Source organism: Rhodococcus sp. BP22, assembly GCF_014281965.1.
Taxonomy (GTDB): domain Bacteria; phylum Actinomycetota; class Actinomycetes; order Mycobacteriales; family Mycobacteriaceae; genus Rhodococcoides.
This window is the reverse complement of the sequence record NZ_JACFTB010000001.1, coordinates 216,893-237,434: the sequence shown is the minus strand read 5'-3', so window position 1 is coordinate 237,434 and position 20,542 is coordinate 216,893. Positions and strand designations below refer to the sequence as shown.

The window sequence follows — 20,542 nt, the reverse complement described above, 5'->3', positions numbered from 1 at the left end:
AAGGTGCCCGCAATCGTTCGAAGATCGACTTTTTACGCGGGAATTCGTTTTGTGAGCCTCACTAATTTGAGGCGAGGTGGGCCACGGCTCCTGTGCTGCGGGCTTGACGACATACAGCAACCCCCTCCACGGCGGCAATTTAATGTATGTGTCTGGTTTAGATAAATAGTAACTCTTGTCCCTTGGGGGAGCGACCGCATTCGGGGAATTGCCACACCTCGCGCCCCGAAAAGTCGTCGCGACAACAACTAGAACACATGTTCGAGCTATGCTACGCTCTTGCAAGGCGGGTCGGTGGTAGGTGGCTACGGGAAGCACTGGCCCGCCTCACCTCATCGACACGCATCACGGCCCAGAGTCGTTTCACGACTTGCCTTTTCAAGCATCGTTGTGCTGCGCGCGGCGTTTTGCCTTCGCTGATTTTGCGGTGGTAGTAGGTGTGCCCTTCGGATCCGGGAGTGCGGGCTTGGCAGACAGCAACGATGTGCACCGCAGCGTTCAGGGTGCGGTCGCCGCCGCGGGAAAGTCGATGTCTGGTGTTGTCGGCACTCGATACTTCGATCGGTGCGGTGCCGGTGAAGTTCGCGAACGCCGCCTCCGATGGGAACCGGAAGGGGTTCCCGGTGTGCGCCAGGATTCGGCCCGCCATCACTGGGCCGACACCATGAATCGCCAGCAGACTCGTTTCGCAATCGGCGAGAACGGCCTGGGTGCGTTCGGTGATCTCCAAGACTTGCACGTGCAGACGTCGCAAGTCACCGACCATCTCCAACGCGATTGCCTTCCGCATCGCATCACTCGGTGTATTGGGGGCGATGAAGCGCAACAAGACCGCAGCCTTCTCCGAGTCCAGATCGGTTTTCGCTCCGCCGGGCACGAGCTCGCGCAGCAATGCGTGCAACTGGTTCCGGACCCGGATGCTCTGCGACACCAGACTCCGGCGGCGTTCGTCGAGGATCCGCAACACATCGGTATGGTCCTCGACTACCACTGGATACCCGTCGCCTTGCAGCGCGGCCACACACGCCGCAGCGGCCGCGTCGATTCGATCGTTCTTACGCCGGTTCCCGCGCGAGAGTTGCCGCACCCGCGCCGTCGACGTCGACGGCACATCGACAACATGCTCACGCTGCGCAACCAGCCACAACGCCAGATGATGACCCAACCCGCGCGCGTTTTCCACCGCCCACCGGCGTTTCGGCCACTGCTGCGCCCACACCAACAACCGGGCGTAATCCTCCAGAGTCGACCGGATCCGGATCGACCCCAGATTGGTATTCGTCACCTCATCGACGGCCGTCGCCGTATGCGTTTCTTTATGTGGATCCACACCGATAACAATCATCGAACATATCCTCCAGATTCGTTGCTGCCCAATCGGATAGGTATCCGAGATCGGCATTCCGACTTCCGGGCACCACCAGGTGATGCGCACGCCTCTGTTGGGCCAAACCCCGGACGGAGACCACGGGGACGGCACACCCGAACTGAGTCAACCCATGTACGCCGGCCGATGGGTGGCAGGAAGCGCCCGAGCCATCCCCGCGGATCTCCTACAGCACGCTACAAACACCGCAATGTTCGAACGCGGGCTGCATACCGATGCAAGTCGGAAGCGTCCGCCAGGGTGTATCCCCAGAGCAACGAGGCTCTTAGGCCTGTTTTCCCACAACTGCTCGCAGTTGATCAGGAATCGGGTTGAAGGCTCTAGCCTCTTATCTATGTGCAGAGAAGGCTTGAGGGGTTGGCGCATCAGAGGCGTGCTCGGAGGTGCCATGAAACGCTCGATTTGTGGGTCAGTCCCCGATGCGTCGATCACGGCCACCGAGAATCGAGCCGAAGATACGACTGCTTGTGACACTGGCGCAATCTATTTCAAGCTTCTAGTAGACGATCGGTGGGTACACCGTCAGGTTGACTCGCTGCGGCTGGATTCCGAGGGTTACACACGGAGGCATGTATCCCTCGATGTCACAGTCCCTGATCGCATCGTGCGCAACGGCGAGCAGGCGTTTCTCCCACTCGGGGTTCTGCGGAAACGTGTAATTCAGAGGTTTGATGTTACACACGAAGGCGATAGCCTTCCCGTTCTCACAAGTGGCGAGAACGGTGAGATCACAACCGCATTCATCGACCACCTCGTTCGTGGGGTGGGGTTCCCTTCGGAGCACGCACGTAAGGTCAGAGCGGCTCTCCAGAAGGTCGTTAAGTACGACGGCGCTGACCGCGGTGGTGAGAACCCATTGAAAACTGCGCAGGAAGCATTGCGCGCTGCTTTGAGGGACGTTCCGAAAATGTCTGTCGATGCCCAAACCCACGCTCGATTGCTCGTCAGCTATGCCGAGCTCTTTGCTGAGAACTTCCTGCTAGTTGTCGTCATCCCGGCCAAACTTATTTCACAACGGGTTGTCTTCAAGTACTCGCTTGACCAACCGTTCGAGGTAGACAATCCGTGGTCCAGCGTCTCCTCGCTTGCGTTCAGCTACACACCTGCGAGTTGCTGGTCAAACACCAGCTATCACGTCGAAATCGATTTGCCGTCGTCACTCGCCATCGTGGAAGTCGCTCAAGAGCCGTCGTCACCCGAGTCCTCGGAAAGCACACGCATGGCGGCACGACAGGGCATTGCGAACTCGCCGTCGCTCGGGGGCTCACGTTCTCACGTAGTGCTCACCACTCAGCATGTGGTAGAAGAGAATATTGAGCTCTCGGTTACGACCGTGCCAGGGCCACACGGGATTCGGCGGTTCACGGGATGGGCTGCGGCGATCGTGCTGGCGTTGGTACTTGCGAGCATTCCTGCGCGCCTGTGCAACGTGGTTGTTGCGGACACCTTCACCATCCCGTCATCAGTTGCACCAGTGGTCTTAGTCGGACCGGCACTTCTGCTGTCGTGGATTGGTCGCTCACGGGAGCACGACGTTGTGTCCAACCTGCTGTTGCCGTTGCGGGGTGTCCTCATGGCGTGCTCGCTAGTTCTAGTCCTACTAGCGGCCCTAGCCGCGGTACCAGTCGAACCGTGGGTTTGGCACACCACCTGGTGGGCGATATACCTGCTGACCACAGCGTTCACAGTTCTGACAGCCCGACTGTACTGGTCATACCGCGGGGCTAGGCTTCAAGTCGTAGGGGCGTTGTAAGCTGCAGGGAGTTCAGCGGTGGTTGGAAGGAGGCCCGGCCCGATGGTGTTCAACGTAGTCAGTCGAAAGAAGGCAGAGCGGAAGCGAGCAGTGGTCACCATACGTTCAGGTAGCTCCCCGGTTAACGGGCGTATCGCCGCCAAGTACAAGATCAACGGTGAGTCTCTCCCTGTGGATTGGAAAGCTGCGAGGGAGCTCGCGCAGCGAAGTTGATCACATCAAGTCTTCCGACTGGGTTGCGGCTCGATCGGGGTCTCGATGAGAGACCGGCGTTCGGTCGCAAGTGCGGCGCGGACCTAGCGGGACGGTACACGGCTGCCTGAAGGTCGTGATCTTGGACGATCGCAGGTCTTCCGGTAGCGACCCAGCACTGTTAGTCGCGAACCGGGTGGTTGTCGAACACCAGGAAACTCTCAGCGATGCTCAGGATCTGGTAGCGATTACGTTGTAGCCCTGAGATTCCGGCACGAGTGTAACGCGCAAAAAATCTGTTGATCTCATCGCTCGGAACCAGGTAGATCGAGAAGTGACACTGAGTCTGAATGGTCATGTGACCGTCTGCCGTGACGGCTAGGAGATCTGGCCCTTCAGCAACATCGCGGACAACGAGACCAAAGTGCGTAACCCCTTCTCGCGCTTCTTCGCCGGGTCCCCGTGCGGTACCCATGAATCCGAGGCAAGGTTCCTTCTGCCCATTCGCGGTGCGCACGTCGTCTACGAATGCATCCTTGACGTCGACGACCGTTCCGTCCCAAGTCACGTCCTTCAGCTTTTTCGGAAGCCATCTGACGCTCTCTCCATATTTGTCTCGCGCCCAGGAAGCGAACAGTCCTTCCGCGATAACGGAGCTGGCATACCAGTTCTCCCAGTTCCACGAGCTGCTGAGTAGGGTGTCCATGCTTGGACACCCTACGTGCGCCAACTAGCTTTGCCCGTCGTTCTTCCATGGGGCACAAGCACACACGCCCAAAATGAGCAGTCCGAGCCCCCCGACACCGAGAGCTGAATCGTCAGGGTATCTCGGTCTGAGGGTCGTGCCTTCTGGCTACGGATACGACATGCCTTCGGCGACGAAGATTGCCTCCATCAAGTTCTGGTTGGTCGCTGCCGCGATCCGCTCGTCGATGCCGGTAATCTTCAGGTCAAGTGCCCTGAGAGAGCTGTCAACCTTGGCGATCGCGAGACAACGACGGACCCGGTCAGGGTGGTCCTGGGCGTAGCGCGACAGTGCAGACCACTTCGCCGAGGTGTCGGAGAGGTCGAACCGATGCGGGTCGACGATGTCCATGACGTACTCGGCGTCACCGTCGTCGTGCCAGAACAGGAAGTCGGGGTGCATCAGCTGATGCTTGTCGCCGAACACGTAAGGCACAGCGAGGGCGTGCCGACCCGACGAGGGATTCCGGTACCAGCCAACTAGCGTCTCGGCGGCCAGCTCGACGTCGAGGACCTGCGTTTCCCAGGACGAGCGAGACGTGTCCACCGGAAACTCGCCCGCGTTGGGTTTGCCCGCGGGGATCACGTACAGGTGCGATGAACGCGTGGGTATTGGTTCGGTGGACTTGTCCCGGATCTTCTCTGTCGCAGCCGGATACACGTCACGTACCTCGACCGTTGTGGGCAGCATCGGTGATCCACCCAGGTGCCACAGAGGCTCGATCTGGTCCCGGACGTGCCTCGGGCGCGCCGACACTTTCGCGCGGTGCTGTTCGCGCCAATCGCTGATCAGAACGGCGGACTGTTCCTCGATCACCGTCTTGAAGCCGAGATCGGCCATCGCGGCCAAGCGTGCCGAGGCGTCGACCTCCTCTTCTCCAGCGTCACACAGTTCTTTGAAATACCAGTTCGCCGATCCGTCCGGGAGCAGGCGCTTGGCCTTCTGGAAGTAGCCTTCTAAGTCGCGCTCGTTGATGGTGGTGTCAGACTTGCCGACGCTCTGCAGGATCGTTTCGCCGTAGGCGACCATTGTCGTGCTGATCGTCAGCGACATGATGTCACCGACCTTCGCGTCGATCTCATAGCTACGCTGGCCATCTGCAGCGCGCATCTGATCGACGATCCACTGCTTGGCCTTCGCTGACCCCTGCGTGATGAAGCCGTGCTCGGTGAGCGCGGCGGCCAGGCGCATCAGCTGGGCGGTGCGTGAGTTGAACGACGCCTTCTGACGCGAGTACGACGGAAGCATGTCGAGCAGATCAAACAGCTCCGCCGGAACCTCAGAGGACTTGTCGCACACGACCGGTGCCACGACGATGTCGACCTCGACGGTCTCGTCCTCGGTCAGGGCGTTCACGACCCGGGCGACGTGCTCGGTGCGGAACCCCGGCAGGTACGCAGCCACCTCGTTGAGCCGGTCGTCGCCGCTGTCGGCACGTTTGGCCAGCGGGGTGCGGACCAGTCGGCCGATCAGCTGGGCGATCTCGGTGAAGCTGTCTTTGTTCTGGAAGGAGATCATGACCTCGGCGCGTGGGCAATCCCATCCGGTGGTCAAGGCGGATTTGAACAGCACCACCCGGGCCTGGTCGTCGCCGGAGATGGCCTCCGGAGGCAGGTAGCGAATAGTCCTGTCTCCCACCTTCTTCGGTCCGTGTGGGTCACCAAATGCGTGGGCGACCGCGTAGTCGGACAATGCCGGCCAGGTCGACTCCATTACAGACAGGATCTCTGCGAGTCGGGCTTCCTCCTTCGCGGGCGTCATGCCCTGCTCGACCTGGACAACCAACAGCGGCTCGACGAGCCTGTCGCCGGTGGTCTCATGGTGAGTACGCCACGCCTCATCTGCGGACTTCAGATCCTCGACAGCGAGGGCCAGCATAGTGTTGTCGGCCGATTGGGACTCGCCGATACTGCGCAACAGGATTCGATCCTTGAGCAGGCCGGACTCGCGGACATCGCCGGCTTTCACCTCTACTAGGCGCAGGGTGCGATCAGCCGCCTGCATAGCGGTCTGGAACCGATCGGGGGTCGCTGAGATGCCGAGGACCACCGGGGCCGGCGGCTGCTTCGTGCCCACGTTGGTGGTGCCGCCGCCGACGATGGTCCCGGCGATCGATTTGCGGTCATTGTTCTTGGTGCCAGAGCCACGGTGGGCCTCGTCCCAGATCACCAGGAAGTCCTCGCCTCGCTCGCGCACGGTGTTGGCGATCATGTCCCAGGCTCCGTGAGTCCGCTTGTCGTTGTGGCTGCCGTCGGGCCTGATCGAGTGCAGAGTCGAGTTCTTCTGCAGCGCCTGGATATGTACGAAGTAAATTACCCCGGGTTCGAGGGTGCGCTGGTCGATCTCGCCTACGTAACGAATGCGGTTGATATCGATTGCACCGCCCGACGCCTGGGTGATCTTGTTAATGGTCTGCGCGTTCAGCGCGCGGTCGTCGGTGATCCATAAGACCGTCATGTTCGGATTCGGATGGCGTGTCGGGGTGCCTTTGTAGATGCCTTCGAGCACCGCTGTGGCGACCACGGTCTTGCCGGCCCCAGTGGGAGCGGTGAGGCCGACAGCGGTGCGCTCACCGTCTTCGAGGTAGCCGGCACGCGCCTTCGTGAGGTTGGTTAGCACCGACTCGACCGCGGTGCACTGGTAGGACTCCAGCGTGAACTTCAACGCGCACCACCGGTGATGTTGATGGTGTAATTCGACAAGTAGTCCTCGTAGAGCTGGACCGTCTCAATCCCGACAGGCAGGCGCTCAACTGCCTGCTGGTACTCGGCGTCCGAGTCGGTGATGACGAACAACACCGATGGTGGGACTCCTGCAGTCGCGGCGTGGGTTACGGCGTCGGCGAAGGCACTCAGCACATCAATGTCGAATAGGACGCCGTACGAGTCGGTCAGAGCCCAGCCCTTGTCAGGCATCTCGATAATTCGCGGGCCGCTCGCGCCGCCTTCGAGCCACATCAGCGGGGCGACCGACTCGAACTCGTGTCCCCGCCGCACCATGCCTGGATCTAGATAGGTCAGGTCGAACATCTCGAGGTTCGTCGGGAGGCCATCGGAGTACACCGACCCGTCGGGACGAGTGCCGGTGACTACCGTCGAGATGCGCGGACGACAGACGCGCTGGAATACGCCGGTAGCCTCCCACTCCGTGGCGCCGGGATGGAGGCCGGCCATACGGAGCTTTTTGGCTTCCTTGGCGCCGACTTCGTTGTTCGTCACGAGGATTGACTGACGTGTCCCGCCGTCCTCAGCGTTCAGACGCATAACCGCTTCGGAGGTCGTCCCCGACCCTCCGAAGAAGTCAAGGATCACGGCGTCGTCCGACGCGACGAGGCGGAACCACCGCATGAGAACTTCATGGTCCTTGGGGTTGGGAAATCGACTCTCTCCAAGAATGTCCGCGAGGTACCGCCCCGACGGATTCCGGTCGCGCACAAAGACTGATTCCGCTACCTGTGAGTCGAGCGACTCTAGGTGCACGACACCGCCTGCGCCGGTGGTGTGGTCTGGTCCGAAATGGATCAAACCGTCGGCGACCAGCTGCGTCATTGTCTCTTGCGAAAATCTCCAGCCGTTCGTGTGCATGCGAACCGGTTCACCGGTGGCAGGGTGGAGGAGATCGTACTGAAGGTTCGGTCGCGGGCTCGGGCTACGGAGGTTCCCATCGGTTCGCACTGGCCGCCCTTGGTCGTCCAGAGTGCCGAATCTGGTCACTGCGTCTGAGGCAATTCCTTGCTTCTTGAACTCCTTGAGCCAAGCACGCCATTTAGCGGTCGCTACTTCATGTTTGCCGTCCGCTTTCGACCATATCTCCGCGGCTGTGTGCAGGGCTTCATCGACTCCGGGCTTCTTTTCGCGCCAGCGCAACCCGATTTCACGAAACGCTGATTCGTCGCGGGCGTAGACCAGCATGTAGTCGGCGCCATTTGACACATATCGAGAGTCGTTCTTGCGGCCGCCCTGCCAGACTATGTCCGAAAGGAAGTTCGAATCTCCGAATATTTGATCCAGAAGCATTCTTAGTCTGTGGTGCTCCTCGTCACCGATAGCCACGATGATCACGCCAGTAGGTTTCAACAAATCCCGAGCGATCAGCAGCCGCCGTTCCATGAATGACAACCACTTCGACGATTTCGCCCGGTCGTTCTGGTCGACGTAGCGGTCACTGTAGATCCAACCGTCGTTACCGGTGTTGTACGGAGGGTCGATGTAGATCAGGTCGACCTCCTCGCGGTGCGTGGACCGGAGCGCCTGCAGGGCGTGAAAGTTCTCACCGTTGATCACCACGTGCCATGGAGCATCGGCGGGGCCGTTCTCGATCCGTTCGACCGACCGCAGGCCGGGGTAGATCGGCTCGCCGAACTCACGTACGACGATCAGCTCGGAAATATGACGCGGCCCCATTTCGCCGCTGAGGACAGCCATCTCGCGAGTGCGGTCAGTAAACCGGTCGACTGTCATCGTCTCGGTGGAAGACTCGTCGCGCAGCGCCACGCGGATGCCCTTGCGGATTGGATGATCGGGAAGGCGGACCGACTCGGGCAAGTGCCTGTCGAACACCAACCCGAAACGTCGAGAGCCGCGCAAGAGGTCGACCTCCTGGACCAGTCGTGCACGCAGCGTGTCGTCGTCGATCCGCGAAATCAGCTGGTCAAGGACGTTGGATTCGTCAGGCAATTCGTCCCCTTGTGTGCGTACGGCTCAACTGCAATCAACTGAGAAGCCTATGTTGCGCTAACCGAAGGTTGGTCGTCGGGGCAGCAACAGTCAGGCCCAGCCACCCGCATTGTCATCGGTGATGCGGCATCGGATCTGATCGATCAAAAGCGGCGGTTGTCGCGTCCAGCTTCTCGACGACCTTAGCCTCAGCGATGGCATGTATCAGATAGCAGACGGGCTGTGTCGCACGAACTCGGCGCCGGCTTCTGGAGGTCGCGGTGGCCGATCTCCCGGCGAGGACGGCGCGCAGTAGTTCTCGGGCCGTGGTGCAGCGCGGTGCGCGAAAGCAGGTCTTTGCGTGAGGACAGGAGCATGACCTTATGCACAATCCAGGAGAGCAGTCGGTTGATCTCCGTCCGGGAGTGCGGTGGCGGCCGTAGTACTCGGACGGTGTGAGGATTCGTTCTACAGCATTGTTGTTCTAGTCGAACAGCGACTGAGGCAAGTGAGCAGTGATGTGAGTCGTGTCGTCGCCGGCGCTAACCTTGCATGCAATCTTTTGCGGCGCCGTAGCGACATTTCGGAGTGCTATTGCAGCATCAACATCCGCCACGAAAATTTCGTAGTTCCCTGGAGCAATCTCACACGGGATGGGGGACAGTTCGGGCATCGACCCTGGTGAGAATGCAGCCTTGCTCGGTAGCGATATGAATGCCCAGCTCTTAACATGCAGCGGTAGTCGACCGCGGTTGGTGATCTGCACGCCAGCAATCAAACTCCCGCCATGATCGCTGGCAGTTCGCTTGATCGCTTCCACCCCACCTTCGCTGGCAGGCATATGGACAAGCCCCTGTGGTATTACCGTGCCGATTATCGGCGTGACTTTCGCGCGTGCGCCTTGTAGGCGGAACATTGTGACATTCCAGGTGAACGTGCACGTTGCGATGACAAGGCCCAACACTGCGATCGTGAGCGTGACGATCTCCACTGAATTTGCCCCCTGGCGGTTCATATGCGAATCCTTGAACATCGCAAACTACTCAGCGGGTCTGACATTCATAGTCTGCGTGCGCATTGCGGTCGCTTGGCTTGGCCGCGCAGACGGCTGGGGCACGGGTCCTGCGGACCTACGCCCACACTGACGCGCCGGAAGTGGACACACCGGGAATTCCCCGCCCGCCGTAATGCGCGCAGTGGCCGGGGCGCGGTGAACACCCCTGCGACAGTGTGGAAACCACCTCGCACTGATGTGGTGCGGGGTGCTGGCCGGTGCTACCGGCGTGAAGCGCGCCTGGCGAGTTCGTCGTCACGGGTACCGGCATGCTGATAGCGCATTGCGGCCTTGACGCTGCTGTGTCCCAGCCGCGCCATAGTTTCGGCCACGGTAGCGCCGGTTTGTGCGTACCGGGTGCCCGCGTAGTGGCGCAGCGAGTGAAACGCCAAGTCGGAGCGGCCTGCTGCTGCCCGTGCCTTTCGCCAGTGGTTATTCACTGTGCTTTGCGACACGTAACCACCGTTACGGTCTGTCCACAGCAGTGCTCCCGGTTTCACGGATTCGACGTGGGTGGCCACGATCCGAGCGTCGTGGCCGAAAATAGCGATGATTCGTCGCCCTGCGGCGCTCTTCGGAGGACCGGCTACCTTGGCGATGCCGTTGCCTTCGACGATGCTGCGCACGACAGCGATCCGCACCGCATCCACCTCGCCGTCGCCATCGCGCTCAACGGCTACATCGTCGCTAGTCAGGCCGATGACCTCGCCGAATCGTAGGCCGCCGGCGGCGGCGATGATCACGAATGGTTTATACTTCGGCACGATCTTTTCGATGACGATGTCCAGTTCGACCTCGGTCGGCGGAGTTGTGGACTTCCCCGTGGTAGTCAGCGAGCCACCCTTGATTTTGCACGGGTTTGCGCTGATCAGGCCGTCTTCTACGGCTGTCTTCAATATCGACTTCATTAAGTCGTAGGCCCTCGCGGTGGCTGTGGCCTTGCCGGTTGCGAGTAGTTCAGATCGCCACTCGCGCACTGCATCGGCACGTATTTCGTTGATGGGTGTTGCCGCCCAATGGAATAGCGATCCGGTTGTGCCAAGCATCCGCTCGTATTCCTTGCGGGTGCGGGGGCGTAGCGGCTCACCCTTGCTATTGGTCCTGGTGGCGACCCATTTCTCGGCGTACACACCGAACGCGACAGCTTTACGTGCCTTCTCGGCCTTAGTGGCTTGCTGTGCCACGGCAGCGTCATCTGGGTGTACCCAGGTGCCCCCGGCGATTGCGTCCTGCTGCGTGTTCAGCCATGTCTGTGCAGCGCCCTTGGTGCTAAACGTGCTGGGTGCCGGGATGCGCTCGGTGCTCCCCGGCGTGGGGTCGGGGTGGCGGGCTCGGTACCGGCCTGACGGCAACTTTTCAATGCGTCCGAAGACTTTTCTGGCCATTCAGCTGGTTTCCTTGATTTCGTGGGCCCTACGTGGGCCCTAGAGTGTCAGAAGTTGGCATATCTTGGCACGACGTGGCACTGCCTGGTGCCTCTGAGCATATAGTTAGATGCTGCGAGCAGGTATAACACATCTGGTTCGATCCCAGCCGGGACCACAACTAGAAACCGCCTGGTAACAGGCGGTTTTTTGCGTTTCAGGTGGTCCCGGTTCTTGGGCTCGTAGGTCCTACGGGTTTGTGGTTCCCTGTGGGCGCTGCTCCTTCTGCGATAACTTCACTTGGAATCGGCGCAACTTGGCGCGGCACTGGTAGGTTCACGTGGCATACGGCCCCCGTTGGTAGGTAAACACCTACCGAGCGCAGGTGATCGGACGGTTTCATCGCCGCCCGTAGCGAAAAGGAAACGCGGGGATAACAGCAGGCCTCTCACATAGCGCCAGCGGCAGATAGTCACCTGCCGTTCGGAACAGTCCAGTCAATCTGGAGTTCCGACTTGCCTTCTGCCGCTACCCTCCCCGAACGTCGCGCCTTCTCAGTTTGCATCGAGATCTGGGACTGAAGGCCGCTGCAGATCTCGTCGACGCAGCTCTCGACGTTCGAGGCCAATGAACGCAGATCCTTGACCGGGGTCGTGCTCGTCGCGGGCGTACGCCGCACGCCCCGTAGGCACGTAGGTGCGCTCAGACAGAGCGAGCTTGGCTTTCGCCGTACCGCGTCCAGAGCACGTCTTCAGATCGGCGACCTCACCGGTCGGCGGGCCAGACACACTACTGCCGTGATGAGCATCAGAAGGTAGACGATGGGATATGCAGTTTGCGCAGCGACACGAACGATCGGGATGCCGTGGGTCATGAAAATGCCGATCGCGACGGTCCCGTCTGGGTATGTCTTGTACCAGGCGACCAAGGAAAGAATGAGTACGACGGGCAGGACAGCTGCCCACCACGTCCTGACGCGCGCTGCGTAATGCAAGGTCAGAACTATCAGAGGGACGGTCCATACCCAGTGATGGCCCCATGAGAAAGGCGAAATCATGGGGGCTGTCAGGCCGCAGATGGTTATAGCAAGCAAGTCCTCACCGCGACTGTGAGCTACGTGTGCGGCCCACATCCCGGCCACTGCTACTACGCCGACGCACGCAATCCACAACACCATCGGCGGATTCTCGGTGTGCAGCGTGCGGGCCAGAATGCCGCGAATCGACTGGTTGGCAGGTGAAGAGATCAGTCCGATTCGATCTGATCGGATGATGGTCCCCGTCCAGTAAGTCCAGGAGTCGCCCGGGATCACAACGAATCCCACGATGATCGTGGCGACAAACGTCACCGAGGCACAAATGAACGCTCGGGTATCTCGGACTACGGCGAGAAGCACGATGAACAAGGCAGGGGTCAGTTTCAGCCCTGCGGCGATACCTACGCCGACCCCACGCAGGCGGCTGCCTGCCGGCCGTCCGAGATCCCACAGCACCAACACCAGCAGCAGCAAGTTGATCTGTCCGAGCCAGATCGTCATCCGCACAGGTTCCAGCCATGTGAAAGCGACAGCCAGAAACATGCTCAGCAGGCGTAGACGCGTCGTGTTCTCGTATCCCAATTGACGCCAGCTCAGGTGAACGGCCATATACAAGAGTCCGATATTGAGTACCGCCACCAGCGTTTGCGCACCAACGACGGACAAATAAGCGAGAGGAGCGAAAATCAGTGCAGCGAAAGGCGGATACGTGAACGGCAACGCATCCTCGAGCATGAAGGTATACAGCGGCTCACTTTCCAGGACGGTGTGGCCTCCGTACCGGTACACCAACGCGTCGATGCCGTTACCGAAGAGACCATAGAACTGCTCGAACGACAACAATTTGTCATGCGCTACAAAGGCCACGGCTGCAGTGATCCCTAGTAGTGCGAGAAGCCACGTCGGGTGCACATCCGCATCCGCCCGATCCGGACGGTGCAGTTGCTTCACCATGCTATGAAATATGCCAGGTGTGATGCCGGCATGACCGACAGACACTCCGGACAGCGGCGGGCGGATCTGTGGGCGAGGTCGCCTTCGATGAAAGTGACCTTGTCCCGTTCATGTCCTGCCTATTGGATGAATTCGTTACGTAATGGGCGTAACAGTCACCCCGCCCAATGCGAGAGACCTGTTGAGCGATGGTGATTGGCGGTCGCCCGACAGTCGGGAGGACCGAGGGGATTATGAAGACACTTGTGCACGCAGCAATAGCTGCAGCTGTGGTGCTGGCTTTGACGACCGGATGTTCCGACGACGGCAGTGTGGGGGCGGCTGCAACCAGCACAGTCGATGCGGTGAAGTCGCAGACATCTGCACCCACCCGGGTGAGCAGTTCGGTAGGTGCGTCGGCCCGGCCGGGCGAGTCGGGTGCCCCGGCGACTCCGGACGCGCCACTTCCGCCGACGCCGGTGGACAACCCGACGGATCCATCGGCGGCGGTGCCGGTGGACCAAGGGAATCCGTGCTTGGACACCAGTTCCGACCTGGTGCAGAATGTCATAGCCACATTGGGCCCGCCGCCGGGAAGCGATTACTACGAAATCGGTGAGCACACGACGGCGACAACGCCGAACTGCCCGACGCTCACGTGGGCGGTCGCCGAGACCCCCAGCGGCACCGGCAGTTCGCCCGAAAACATCATGTTTTTTCACGACAATATGTTCGCCCGGCTTGCCACCCCGAGCCCGTCCGCGTTCACGTCGATATCCGGTAGCACCGATGATTCGGTGACCGTGCACTATTCGTGGCTGGTGGGCGACGAGCCGAACTGCTGCCCGCAGGGCAATGCAGACGTGACGTTCAGCTGGGACGGCTCGAACGTTGTGTCGGACGTACCGGTGCCGACCGAGGTGTACAACTTCGGTTAGCTATCGACGGTGGTGGTAGCCCAGCCACCCCTAGCGACGATCACTCGATGGACTAATTTCGACGCGGACCGGTGATCGATGATCAGCGTCCCGCGTCGTTCCGTTGTGTAAGCGGGCCATGTAGATTCAGGAACGCTGTGGCGCGCGAAGTTCAGCCAATGCGACTGCATCGTGTCCGTGACCGCCCCGGCGCGACAACCGAGAAGTGTTGCGGCGCAACCGGGTAGGTCGTTCGCAATGCCGAACACTGCCAGCAGTTCGGTGTCATGGGTGGCGTGAAAGCCGCTGAGGTTCAGCAAGCGCGGCGCGTAATGGTAGCGGTAGCATGCTCGGCGTGACCTTGCGCGCACAGGATCGTCGGTCGGGATGATGTTGAGAATGCGCGGAAAAAAACCGGCCCTCATGCGAATTGGTGCCGATGATCAACGGTACGGGCGCTCCCGATCCGTTCGCGAACACATCCAGCGGATGCTGCGGCAGGTAATCAGCGTCGATATCGATCATGACGACCCGGGTGTCACTGGGCCCGTTTCGGCCATATCTGTCCCTGGGTGTAGCCCGGGCAGCGGAATTTCGAGGTGTTGTGCGTGCGGGTGAGGGTGTTTTGGTGCTGTCTACGGACTCGTTCATTCCGAACGAGTACCGAGCAGGTGCGGGCCGTCGGGCAATAGTTGCATTTGCGCGGTCTCGACACGGACGGAGCGAACGGATTTGTGACTCGATCGTTAGCGGAAGGCAACGATGCTCGTGCAATGCTCGTCTGGTGCTTATGTGGCCAATGAGGCAGAAATTGAGTCGGAAGCCCGGTACGAGGTCCATGGGGCCTAAAGCGGTTGCGGTGCTTGCCGCCGCGGTCACGACTATGGCTTCTGTCGGGGTTCCAGCGTATGCGCAACCGCCCGGTTCCGGCTCGGCAGAGATTGAACAGATGGTGGAACGACGTCCGGTGTCGGCGACCCGAGAGGTTCTCGAGGTGTTTTCACCGTCGATGAACAGGGTCATCGCCAACGAAGTCCTCCGTCCCGCATCCGGTGGGGTAACTCCGTCGCTGGTTCTGCTCAACGGGGCTTTGGGTAACGAGGACGGGGTGGGGTGGCTCAACAATTCCGGTGTCGAAGGGTTCTTCGCGGGCAAGAACGTGACGGTGGTGCTACCGATCGGGGGCCGGTTCAGTTTCTACACCGATTGGCAGGCACCGGATCCGATGCTAGGGACCAATCGCTGGCAGACCTACCTCACCCGGGAACTGCCAGCTGCGATCGACGCCGCATACGGCTCGAACGGGCGCCGGGCGGTAGCGGGGGTGTCGATGTCCGGTGGCCCGGCATTGGACTTGGCGATTCAGGCTCCGGATGTATTCGATGCTGCTGCCTCGTTCAGTGGTTGCCCGGCCCCCTCGGACCCCCTTGCAGTAGCTGGGATATCGGCAATGATCGCGGGAGGATTGAACAATCCGTTCAACATGTGGGGTCCACCGGGAAGCCCGGGCTGGCGTGAGCACGACCCGTCCGTCAACGTCGAGCGGATACGCGGAACTGCGGTGTATGTCTCTGCCTCGCAGGGCAATCCAGGACCCGTGGACCAAATTCCCGCCGGAGCCATCCCTCCGTTCGGCGGGATGGCAGTCGAAGCGCTGGTGCACTATTGCACCGGCATCTTCGTCGACGCGCTGCGAGCGCAGGGTGTGCCGGCGACAGTGTCGATGCGCACCGAAGGCGCGCACACCTGGGGACTGTTCGAAGACGAGCTCCGCGAAGCCTGGCGCACCACCCTTGCCCCTGCCCTGCGCACTCGATAGTGGTGGCGACGGGAGAAACCTCCGGTCGGATCGTCTGAAGCCGGAGACGGGTGTGGTTCGATGAAATCGAATTTCACTGCGCTCGTCTTCTTTGCCGGCAACTAGATGGACGAGAGTGTGCGCCGCGAACCATTGATCCTGATCCAGGTGCAGCGGTACGGTGGCGCCGAATTGATACGGCACACACAGCGCCGACCCGAGGAGTCATCGATGTTTTCACGTCGCACGAATCTCATACGCTCTGCCGTGGTTGGGTGTGCCCTGGCAGGTGCCGCAGTAGCGGGCATCGCTCCCGCGGCGGCCGCACCGGTGGACGAACCGGCGTTCACCTCGCACACCTTCCGAACCGACTTCGTCGCAGGCGACCCGTTCCCCTTCGGTTACGAGATACTCGACGCAGCCACCAATGGAACAGGCAACGTCCGTTTCAGTGCTGGTCCGATGTGCAACCCGCTGGGACCACGGTGCGCTGGGTTCACCCAAGATTTGTCGGTGCGGTGGATCAACTTCGCGAATGGGGCTAGCGGTGCCACGGTTGTCGGGTCGACACCTACGACCATCACCACAGGCAACGGGCCCGTCGGCATCTGGGCCACCGCTGTGACGTCCCCTATTCCCATTGGTGTGCCTGCTGTGGGGCTTCTCAACCCATAGCCCGCTCGCCAGGCAGCATGCTGATCGGACCGAGCAGAAGTCCGCGTCCTTTGTTTGACATCCTCCCGCCCCTTACGGACGGGGATTCCCAGATAGCTCACGCTGCCGAGGTGGTTGGTGCGGCACGCCGCGTGGCTGATTCGTCTAGCCTGGGACCGTGGCAGCCGACGACGTTCGCACCGATCAGGCGGAGATCGACAACGAGGACAGTGTTCTCGATCGCCTCTCTCAGCGGAGGCAGCGATTTCGCGACAAGATCGGGTCGAATGCGGCGCTCGACCTGACCTACCGCATCGTGGTCGGTGTCGTCGGGCTTGCAGTCCTGGTTCTCGGCATCATTGCCATCCCGTACCCGGGTCCGGGCTGGCTGATCGTCTTCGCCGGTCTGGGAATCCTCGCTTCCGAGTTCACCTGGGCACATCGGCTCCTACAGTTCGCCCGCGGGAAGTACGACGCGTTCATGGATTGGTTCTCGCGACAGCCGATCGCAACCAGGGGAGCAGGAGTGCTGCTCACCGCGGGTATCGTCGTCGCTACGTTGTGGTTGATCGGCGGTCTGTATCTGGTCGCCGGTTGGGTCGGGCCGGACTGGCAGTGGCTCGCGAGCCCACTCTGACCATGCAGGCCGGAGTGAGGTAAGAGTCCGAGGAGAGTTCCCGATAGGCTGTCCTTCGGTCTCACCCGACCGAAATGACCTATCGAGGAGTACATCGCCGTGACAATGCCCGTAACAGACGTCTCACCCGCCCGCATCATGGTGCCGGCTGGAACGACCGCTGGAACGGCGTTACGGGACACCGGTCTGCCGAACAAGGGGCCCGACGCCATCGTGGTGGTCCGAGACGCCGAAGGTCACCTTCGCGACCTGTCGTGGGCTCCTGAGGGCGATGCCGAGGTCGAGCCGGTTGCTGCGAACACCGAAGACGGGCGAAGCGTCATCCGCCATTCGGCCGCACATGTCCTCGCGCAGGCCGTGCAAGAACTTTTTCCGGACGCCAAACTGGGAATCGGTCCCTTCATCAAGGACGGCTTCTACTACGACTTCGACGTGAAGACTCCTTTCACTCCCGAGGATCTGACTGCTCTCGAGAAGAAGATGAAGCAGATCGTCAAGGCCGGCCAGCGATTCTCGCGGCGGGTGTACGAGTCGATCGACCAGGCACGCGAAGAACTCGCAGATGAGCCGTACAAGCTCGAGCTCGTGAACGACAAGTCCGGTATCGACGATCCCGAGATCATGGAAATCGGCGGCGGCGAACTCACCGCGTACGACAACTTGAATCCCCGAACCGGAGAACGCATCTGGGGGGATTTGTGCCGCGGGCCGCATATCCCGACTACCAAATACGTGCCGGCGTTCAAATTGACTCGGAGCTCCGCCGCATATTGGCGCGGAAACCAGGACAACGCGGACCTGCAGCGGATCTACGGCACTGCATGGGAGTCGACCGAGGCGCTGGACAAGCACCTCGAGTTGCTGGCGGAAGCCGAGCGCCGAGACCACCGCAAGTTGGGTTCGGAGCTCGACTTGTTCAGCTTCCCGGACGAGCTGGGCTCGGGTCTTCCGGTTTTCCACCCGAAGGGTGGAGTGATCCGAAACGAGCTCGAGAACTACTCACGTCAACGTCATATCGAAGAGGGCTACGAGTTCGTCAACACTCCACATATCACCAAGGGCCATCTGTACGAGGTTTCTGGCCATTTGGATTGGTACCGCGACGGAATGTTCCCCGCGATGCATCTCGACGCCGAACTCGATGAGGATGGCGTGGTGCGCAAGCCCGGCCAGGACTACTACCTCAAGCCGATGAATTGCCCGATGCACAACTTGATCTTCCGCTCGCGGGGTCGGTCGTATCGCGAACTGCCACTGCGCTTGTTCGAGTTCGGGTCGGTGTATCGCTACGAGAAGTCCGGTGTGATTCACGGGCTCACTCGTGTGCGCGGAATGACTCAGGACGATGCTCACATCTTCTGCACACGGGATCAGATGCACGACGAGCTCACTCGGGCACTGGAATTCGTGCTCGGCCTCCTCAAGGACTACGGGCTCGACGAGTTCTATCTCGAACTGTCGACCCGTAACCCGGAGAAGTCCGTGGGAAGCGACGAGGTGTGGGAAGAAGCAACCAATACGCTCGCCGAGGTCGCTGCCGCATCGGGCCTGGACTTGGTGCCGGATCCCGGCGGTGCCGCGTTCTACGGTCCGAAGATCTCGGTGCAGGCCAGGGACGCTCTCGGTCGAACCTGGCAGATGTCGACCATTCAACTCGATTTCAACTTGCCCGACCGGTTCGAGCTCGAGTACACCGCGTCCGGTGGGACGAAGGAGCGTCCGGTCATGATTCACCGGGCTCTGTTCGGCTCCATCGAGCGATTCTTCGGCCTACTGACAGAGCATTACGCTGGAGCGTTCCCAGCGTGGCTGTCACCGGTACAGGTCGTCGGCATCCCCGTCGCAGAAGTCCATCAAGACCATTTGTTCTCCGTGATTGCCGACTTGAAGAAGCTTGGGATACGTGCGGAGGTCGACGCGAGCGACGATCGCATGCAGAAGAAGATCTTCAACCAGACCGCGCAGAAGGTTCCTTTCATGCTCCTGGCAGGAGAGCGCGACGTCGAGGCAGGTGCTGTCAGTTTCCGTTTCCGTGACGGCACTCAGGTCAACGGTGTCCCGACAGCTGATGCGGTGACGCTGATTGCCGGCTGGGTTACCGCACGCACCAATACATCTCCTACTGCCGCGCTCTTTGTTCCCGACACTTCAGGAGTGAGCTGACAATGCCCGAACAGGATGCGGCGATCGTCGATACCGGTCTCGGTCATCCCGATCGTCTGCAGCGGTTGTGGACGCCGCATCGGATGTCGTACATAGCCGAGGCGCCCGGGGCAAAAAATCAGTCGAGCGAACCGTTCTCCGACATTCCGCAGATGAGTGACGAGGACGGTCTCGTCGTGGCGCGGGGCGAGCAGGTGTATGCCGTGCTCAATCTCTATCCGTACAACCCCGGGCACACGATGGTTGTGCCGTACCGGCGTGTCGCCGCGCTCGAGGATCTCACCTCCGCCGAGAGCGCCGAGCTGATGGAGTTCACTCAGAACACCATCCGTGTCATCAAAAGAGTGTCGCGGCCTAACGGATTCAACGTCGGCCTCAATCTCGGTGCTGCAGCAGGCGGTTCGTTGTCCGAGCATCTTCATCAGCACATCGTTCCCCGATGGGGAGGCGATGCGAATTTCATCACCGTGATCGGCGGCACCAAGGTGATGCCTCAGTTGCTACGTGAGACTCGTGCTCTCCTGTCATCGGCATGGAACGAATGAGTCGGCGCGGCGACGGGACGTCGTCATGTTGAGCGTCTTCGGACGGGCTTCGGTATCGAAGCTGACCGCCCCGCTGGGTAAGGCGCTGAACAGCACCGGGCTGACGCCGAACTCGGTGACGCTGATCGGGACGGTCGCGACAGTGGCAGCCGCGGTGACGCTGTTCCCGGGCGGCTACCTGTGGTGGGGATCAGTCGTCATCACGTTGTTCGTCTTGTTCGACATGCTCGACGGTGCAATGGCTCGGGCCAGAGGTGGTGGCACCAAGTACGGCGCGGTTCTCGACGCCACCTGCGACCGGGTCGCCGATGGTGCCATTTTCGGTGGGCTTGCGTGGTGGGCGGTGTTCACCGAGAACGACAAGCCATTGCTGATTGCAACGCTGATCTGTCTCGTGACTTCCCAGGTCATCTCCTACGCCAAGGCGCGCGCCGAAGCATCGGGTCTGTCGGCTGACGGTGGTTGGATAGAACGCCCGGACCGCCTGGTGATCGTGCTCGTCGGCGCTGGATTGACCGGTGTCGGTCGCCATTTCGATATTCCTTGGCTACAGAGCCTGATCTATCCGGCGATGTGGATTCTCGCAGTGGCGAGCGTGGTGACAGTCTTTCAGCGAGTACTCGCCGTACGGAGTTCCGAGGGCGCACGCGAGATCATTTTCCCGCCGACCACGCCGCCCGAAGCCGGATCCGATGGGAAGGCCGAATAG

Annotated in this window: 16 protein-coding genes; 8 read left to right on the top strand and 8 right to left on the bottom strand. The window is 60.8% G+C overall.

Features of this window, described 5'->3' with window-relative positions:
- Positions 1 to 271: 271 nt before the first annotated feature.
- The gene (locus H2510_RS01035) at positions 272 to 1,345 is read right to left on the bottom strand and encodes an IS110 family transposase (RefSeq protein WP_186626556.1); all 1,074 of its coding nucleotides are present in this window, start codon (positions 1,343 to 1,345) and stop codon (positions 272 to 274) included.
- A 430-nt stretch (positions 1,346 to 1,775) separates the two neighbouring features.
- Here H2510_RS01035 and H2510_RS01030 point away from each other — a divergent pair, with 430 nt between their 5' ends.
- Complete coding sequence (locus tag H2510_RS01030) at positions 1,776 to 3,140, top strand: hypothetical protein (RefSeq protein WP_186626555.1); 1,365 nt, start codon at positions 1,776 to 1,778, stop codon at positions 3,138 to 3,140.
- 373 nt (positions 3,141 to 3,513) lie between these two features.
- On the opposite strand, the gene H2510_RS01025 is transcribed toward H2510_RS01030, so the two are convergent.
- From H2510_RS01025 to H2510_RS01000, 6 genes are all read right to left on the bottom strand, one after another.
- Positions 3,514 to 4,038 (bottom strand): hypothetical protein, encoded by a 525-nt coding sequence (locus H2510_RS01025; protein WP_186626554.1) that lies wholly within the window; start codon positions 4,036 to 4,038, stop codon positions 3,514 to 3,516.
- 147 nt (positions 4,039 to 4,185) lie between these two features.
- Positions 4,186 to 6,741 carry a DEAD/DEAH box helicase gene (locus H2510_RS01020; protein ID WP_186626553.1) on the bottom strand — a complete coding sequence of 852 codons (2,556 nt, stop codon included), beginning with the start codon at positions 6,739 to 6,741 and terminating at the stop codon, positions 4,186 to 4,188.
- Positions 6,738 to 8,753: a site-specific DNA-methyltransferase gene (locus H2510_RS01015; protein WP_186626552.1), complete on the bottom strand. Its 2,016-nt coding sequence runs from the start codon at positions 8,751 to 8,753 to the stop codon at positions 6,738 to 6,740. Before H2510_RS01015 ends, H2510_RS01020 begins: the two co-directional genes overlap by 4 nt.
- A gap of 463 nt (positions 8,754 to 9,216) precedes the next feature.
- Entirely contained in the window at positions 9,217 to 9,747 is a 531-nt protein-coding gene (locus tag H2510_RS01010) for a hypothetical protein (protein WP_186626551.1), read from the bottom strand.
- Between the two features lie 260 nt (positions 9,748 to 10,007).
- Positions 10,008 to 11,171, bottom strand: coding sequence for a tyrosine-type recombinase/integrase (locus H2510_RS01005; RefSeq protein WP_186626550.1), 1,164 nt, complete (start codon positions 11,169 to 11,171; stop codon positions 10,008 to 10,010).
- 730 nt (positions 11,172 to 11,901) lie between these two features.
- A complete protein-coding gene (locus tag H2510_RS01000; RefSeq protein WP_186626549.1) occupies positions 11,902 to 13,140 on the bottom strand; it encodes a glycosyltransferase 87 family protein in 1,239 nt (412 codons plus the stop codon).
- A 233-nt stretch (positions 13,141 to 13,373) separates the two neighbouring features.
- Here H2510_RS01000 and H2510_RS00995 point away from each other — a divergent pair, with 233 nt between their 5' ends.
- Positions 13,374 to 14,057 (top strand): LppP/LprE family lipoprotein, encoded by a 684-nt coding sequence (locus H2510_RS00995; protein ID WP_186626548.1) that lies wholly within the window; start codon positions 13,374 to 13,376, stop codon positions 14,055 to 14,057.
- 264 nt (positions 14,058 to 14,321) lie between these two features.
- On the opposite strand, the gene H2510_RS00990 is transcribed toward H2510_RS00995, so the two are convergent.
- Entirely contained in the window at positions 14,322 to 14,561 is a 240-nt protein-coding gene (locus H2510_RS00990) for a carboxylesterase family protein (protein ID WP_186626547.1), read from the bottom strand.
- 424 nt (positions 14,562 to 14,985) lie between these two features.
- Here H2510_RS00990 and H2510_RS00985 point away from each other — a divergent pair, with 424 nt between their 5' ends.
- The 6 genes from H2510_RS00985 to pgsA all read left to right on the top strand — a co-directional run bounded on the left by H2510_RS00985 (position 14,986) and on the right by pgsA (position 20,542).
- Positions 14,986 to 15,855, top strand: a complete 870-nt coding sequence (locus H2510_RS00985) for an alpha/beta hydrolase family protein (RefSeq protein WP_261392663.1) — start codon at positions 14,986 to 14,988, stop codon at positions 15,853 to 15,855.
- 246 nt (positions 15,856 to 16,101) lie between these two features.
- Complete coding sequence (locus H2510_RS00980) at positions 16,102 to 16,509, top strand: hypothetical protein (protein WP_186626545.1); 408 nt, start codon at positions 16,102 to 16,104, stop codon at positions 16,507 to 16,509.
- A gap of 193 nt (positions 16,510 to 16,702) precedes the next feature.
- Complete coding sequence (locus H2510_RS00975; RefSeq protein ID WP_186627060.1) at positions 16,703 to 17,125, top strand: TIGR02611 family protein; 423 nt, start codon at positions 16,703 to 16,705, stop codon at positions 17,123 to 17,125.
- 105 nt (positions 17,126 to 17,230) lie between these two features.
- The gene (thrS, locus tag H2510_RS00970; protein ID WP_222438212.1) at positions 17,231 to 19,288 is read left to right on the top strand and encodes a threonine--tRNA ligase; all 2,058 of its coding nucleotides are present in this window, start codon (positions 17,231 to 17,233) and stop codon (positions 19,286 to 19,288) included.
- 2 nt (positions 19,289 to 19,290) lie between these two features.
- The gene (locus tag H2510_RS00965; protein WP_186626543.1) at positions 19,291 to 19,833 is read left to right on the top strand and encodes an HIT domain-containing protein; all 543 of its coding nucleotides are present in this window, start codon (positions 19,291 to 19,293) and stop codon (positions 19,831 to 19,833) included.
- Between the two features lie 25 nt (positions 19,834 to 19,858).
- Positions 19,859 to 20,542, top strand: a complete 684-nt coding sequence (gene pgsA, locus H2510_RS00960; RefSeq protein WP_186626542.1) for a phosphatidylinositol phosphate synthase — start codon at positions 19,859 to 19,861, stop codon at positions 20,540 to 20,542.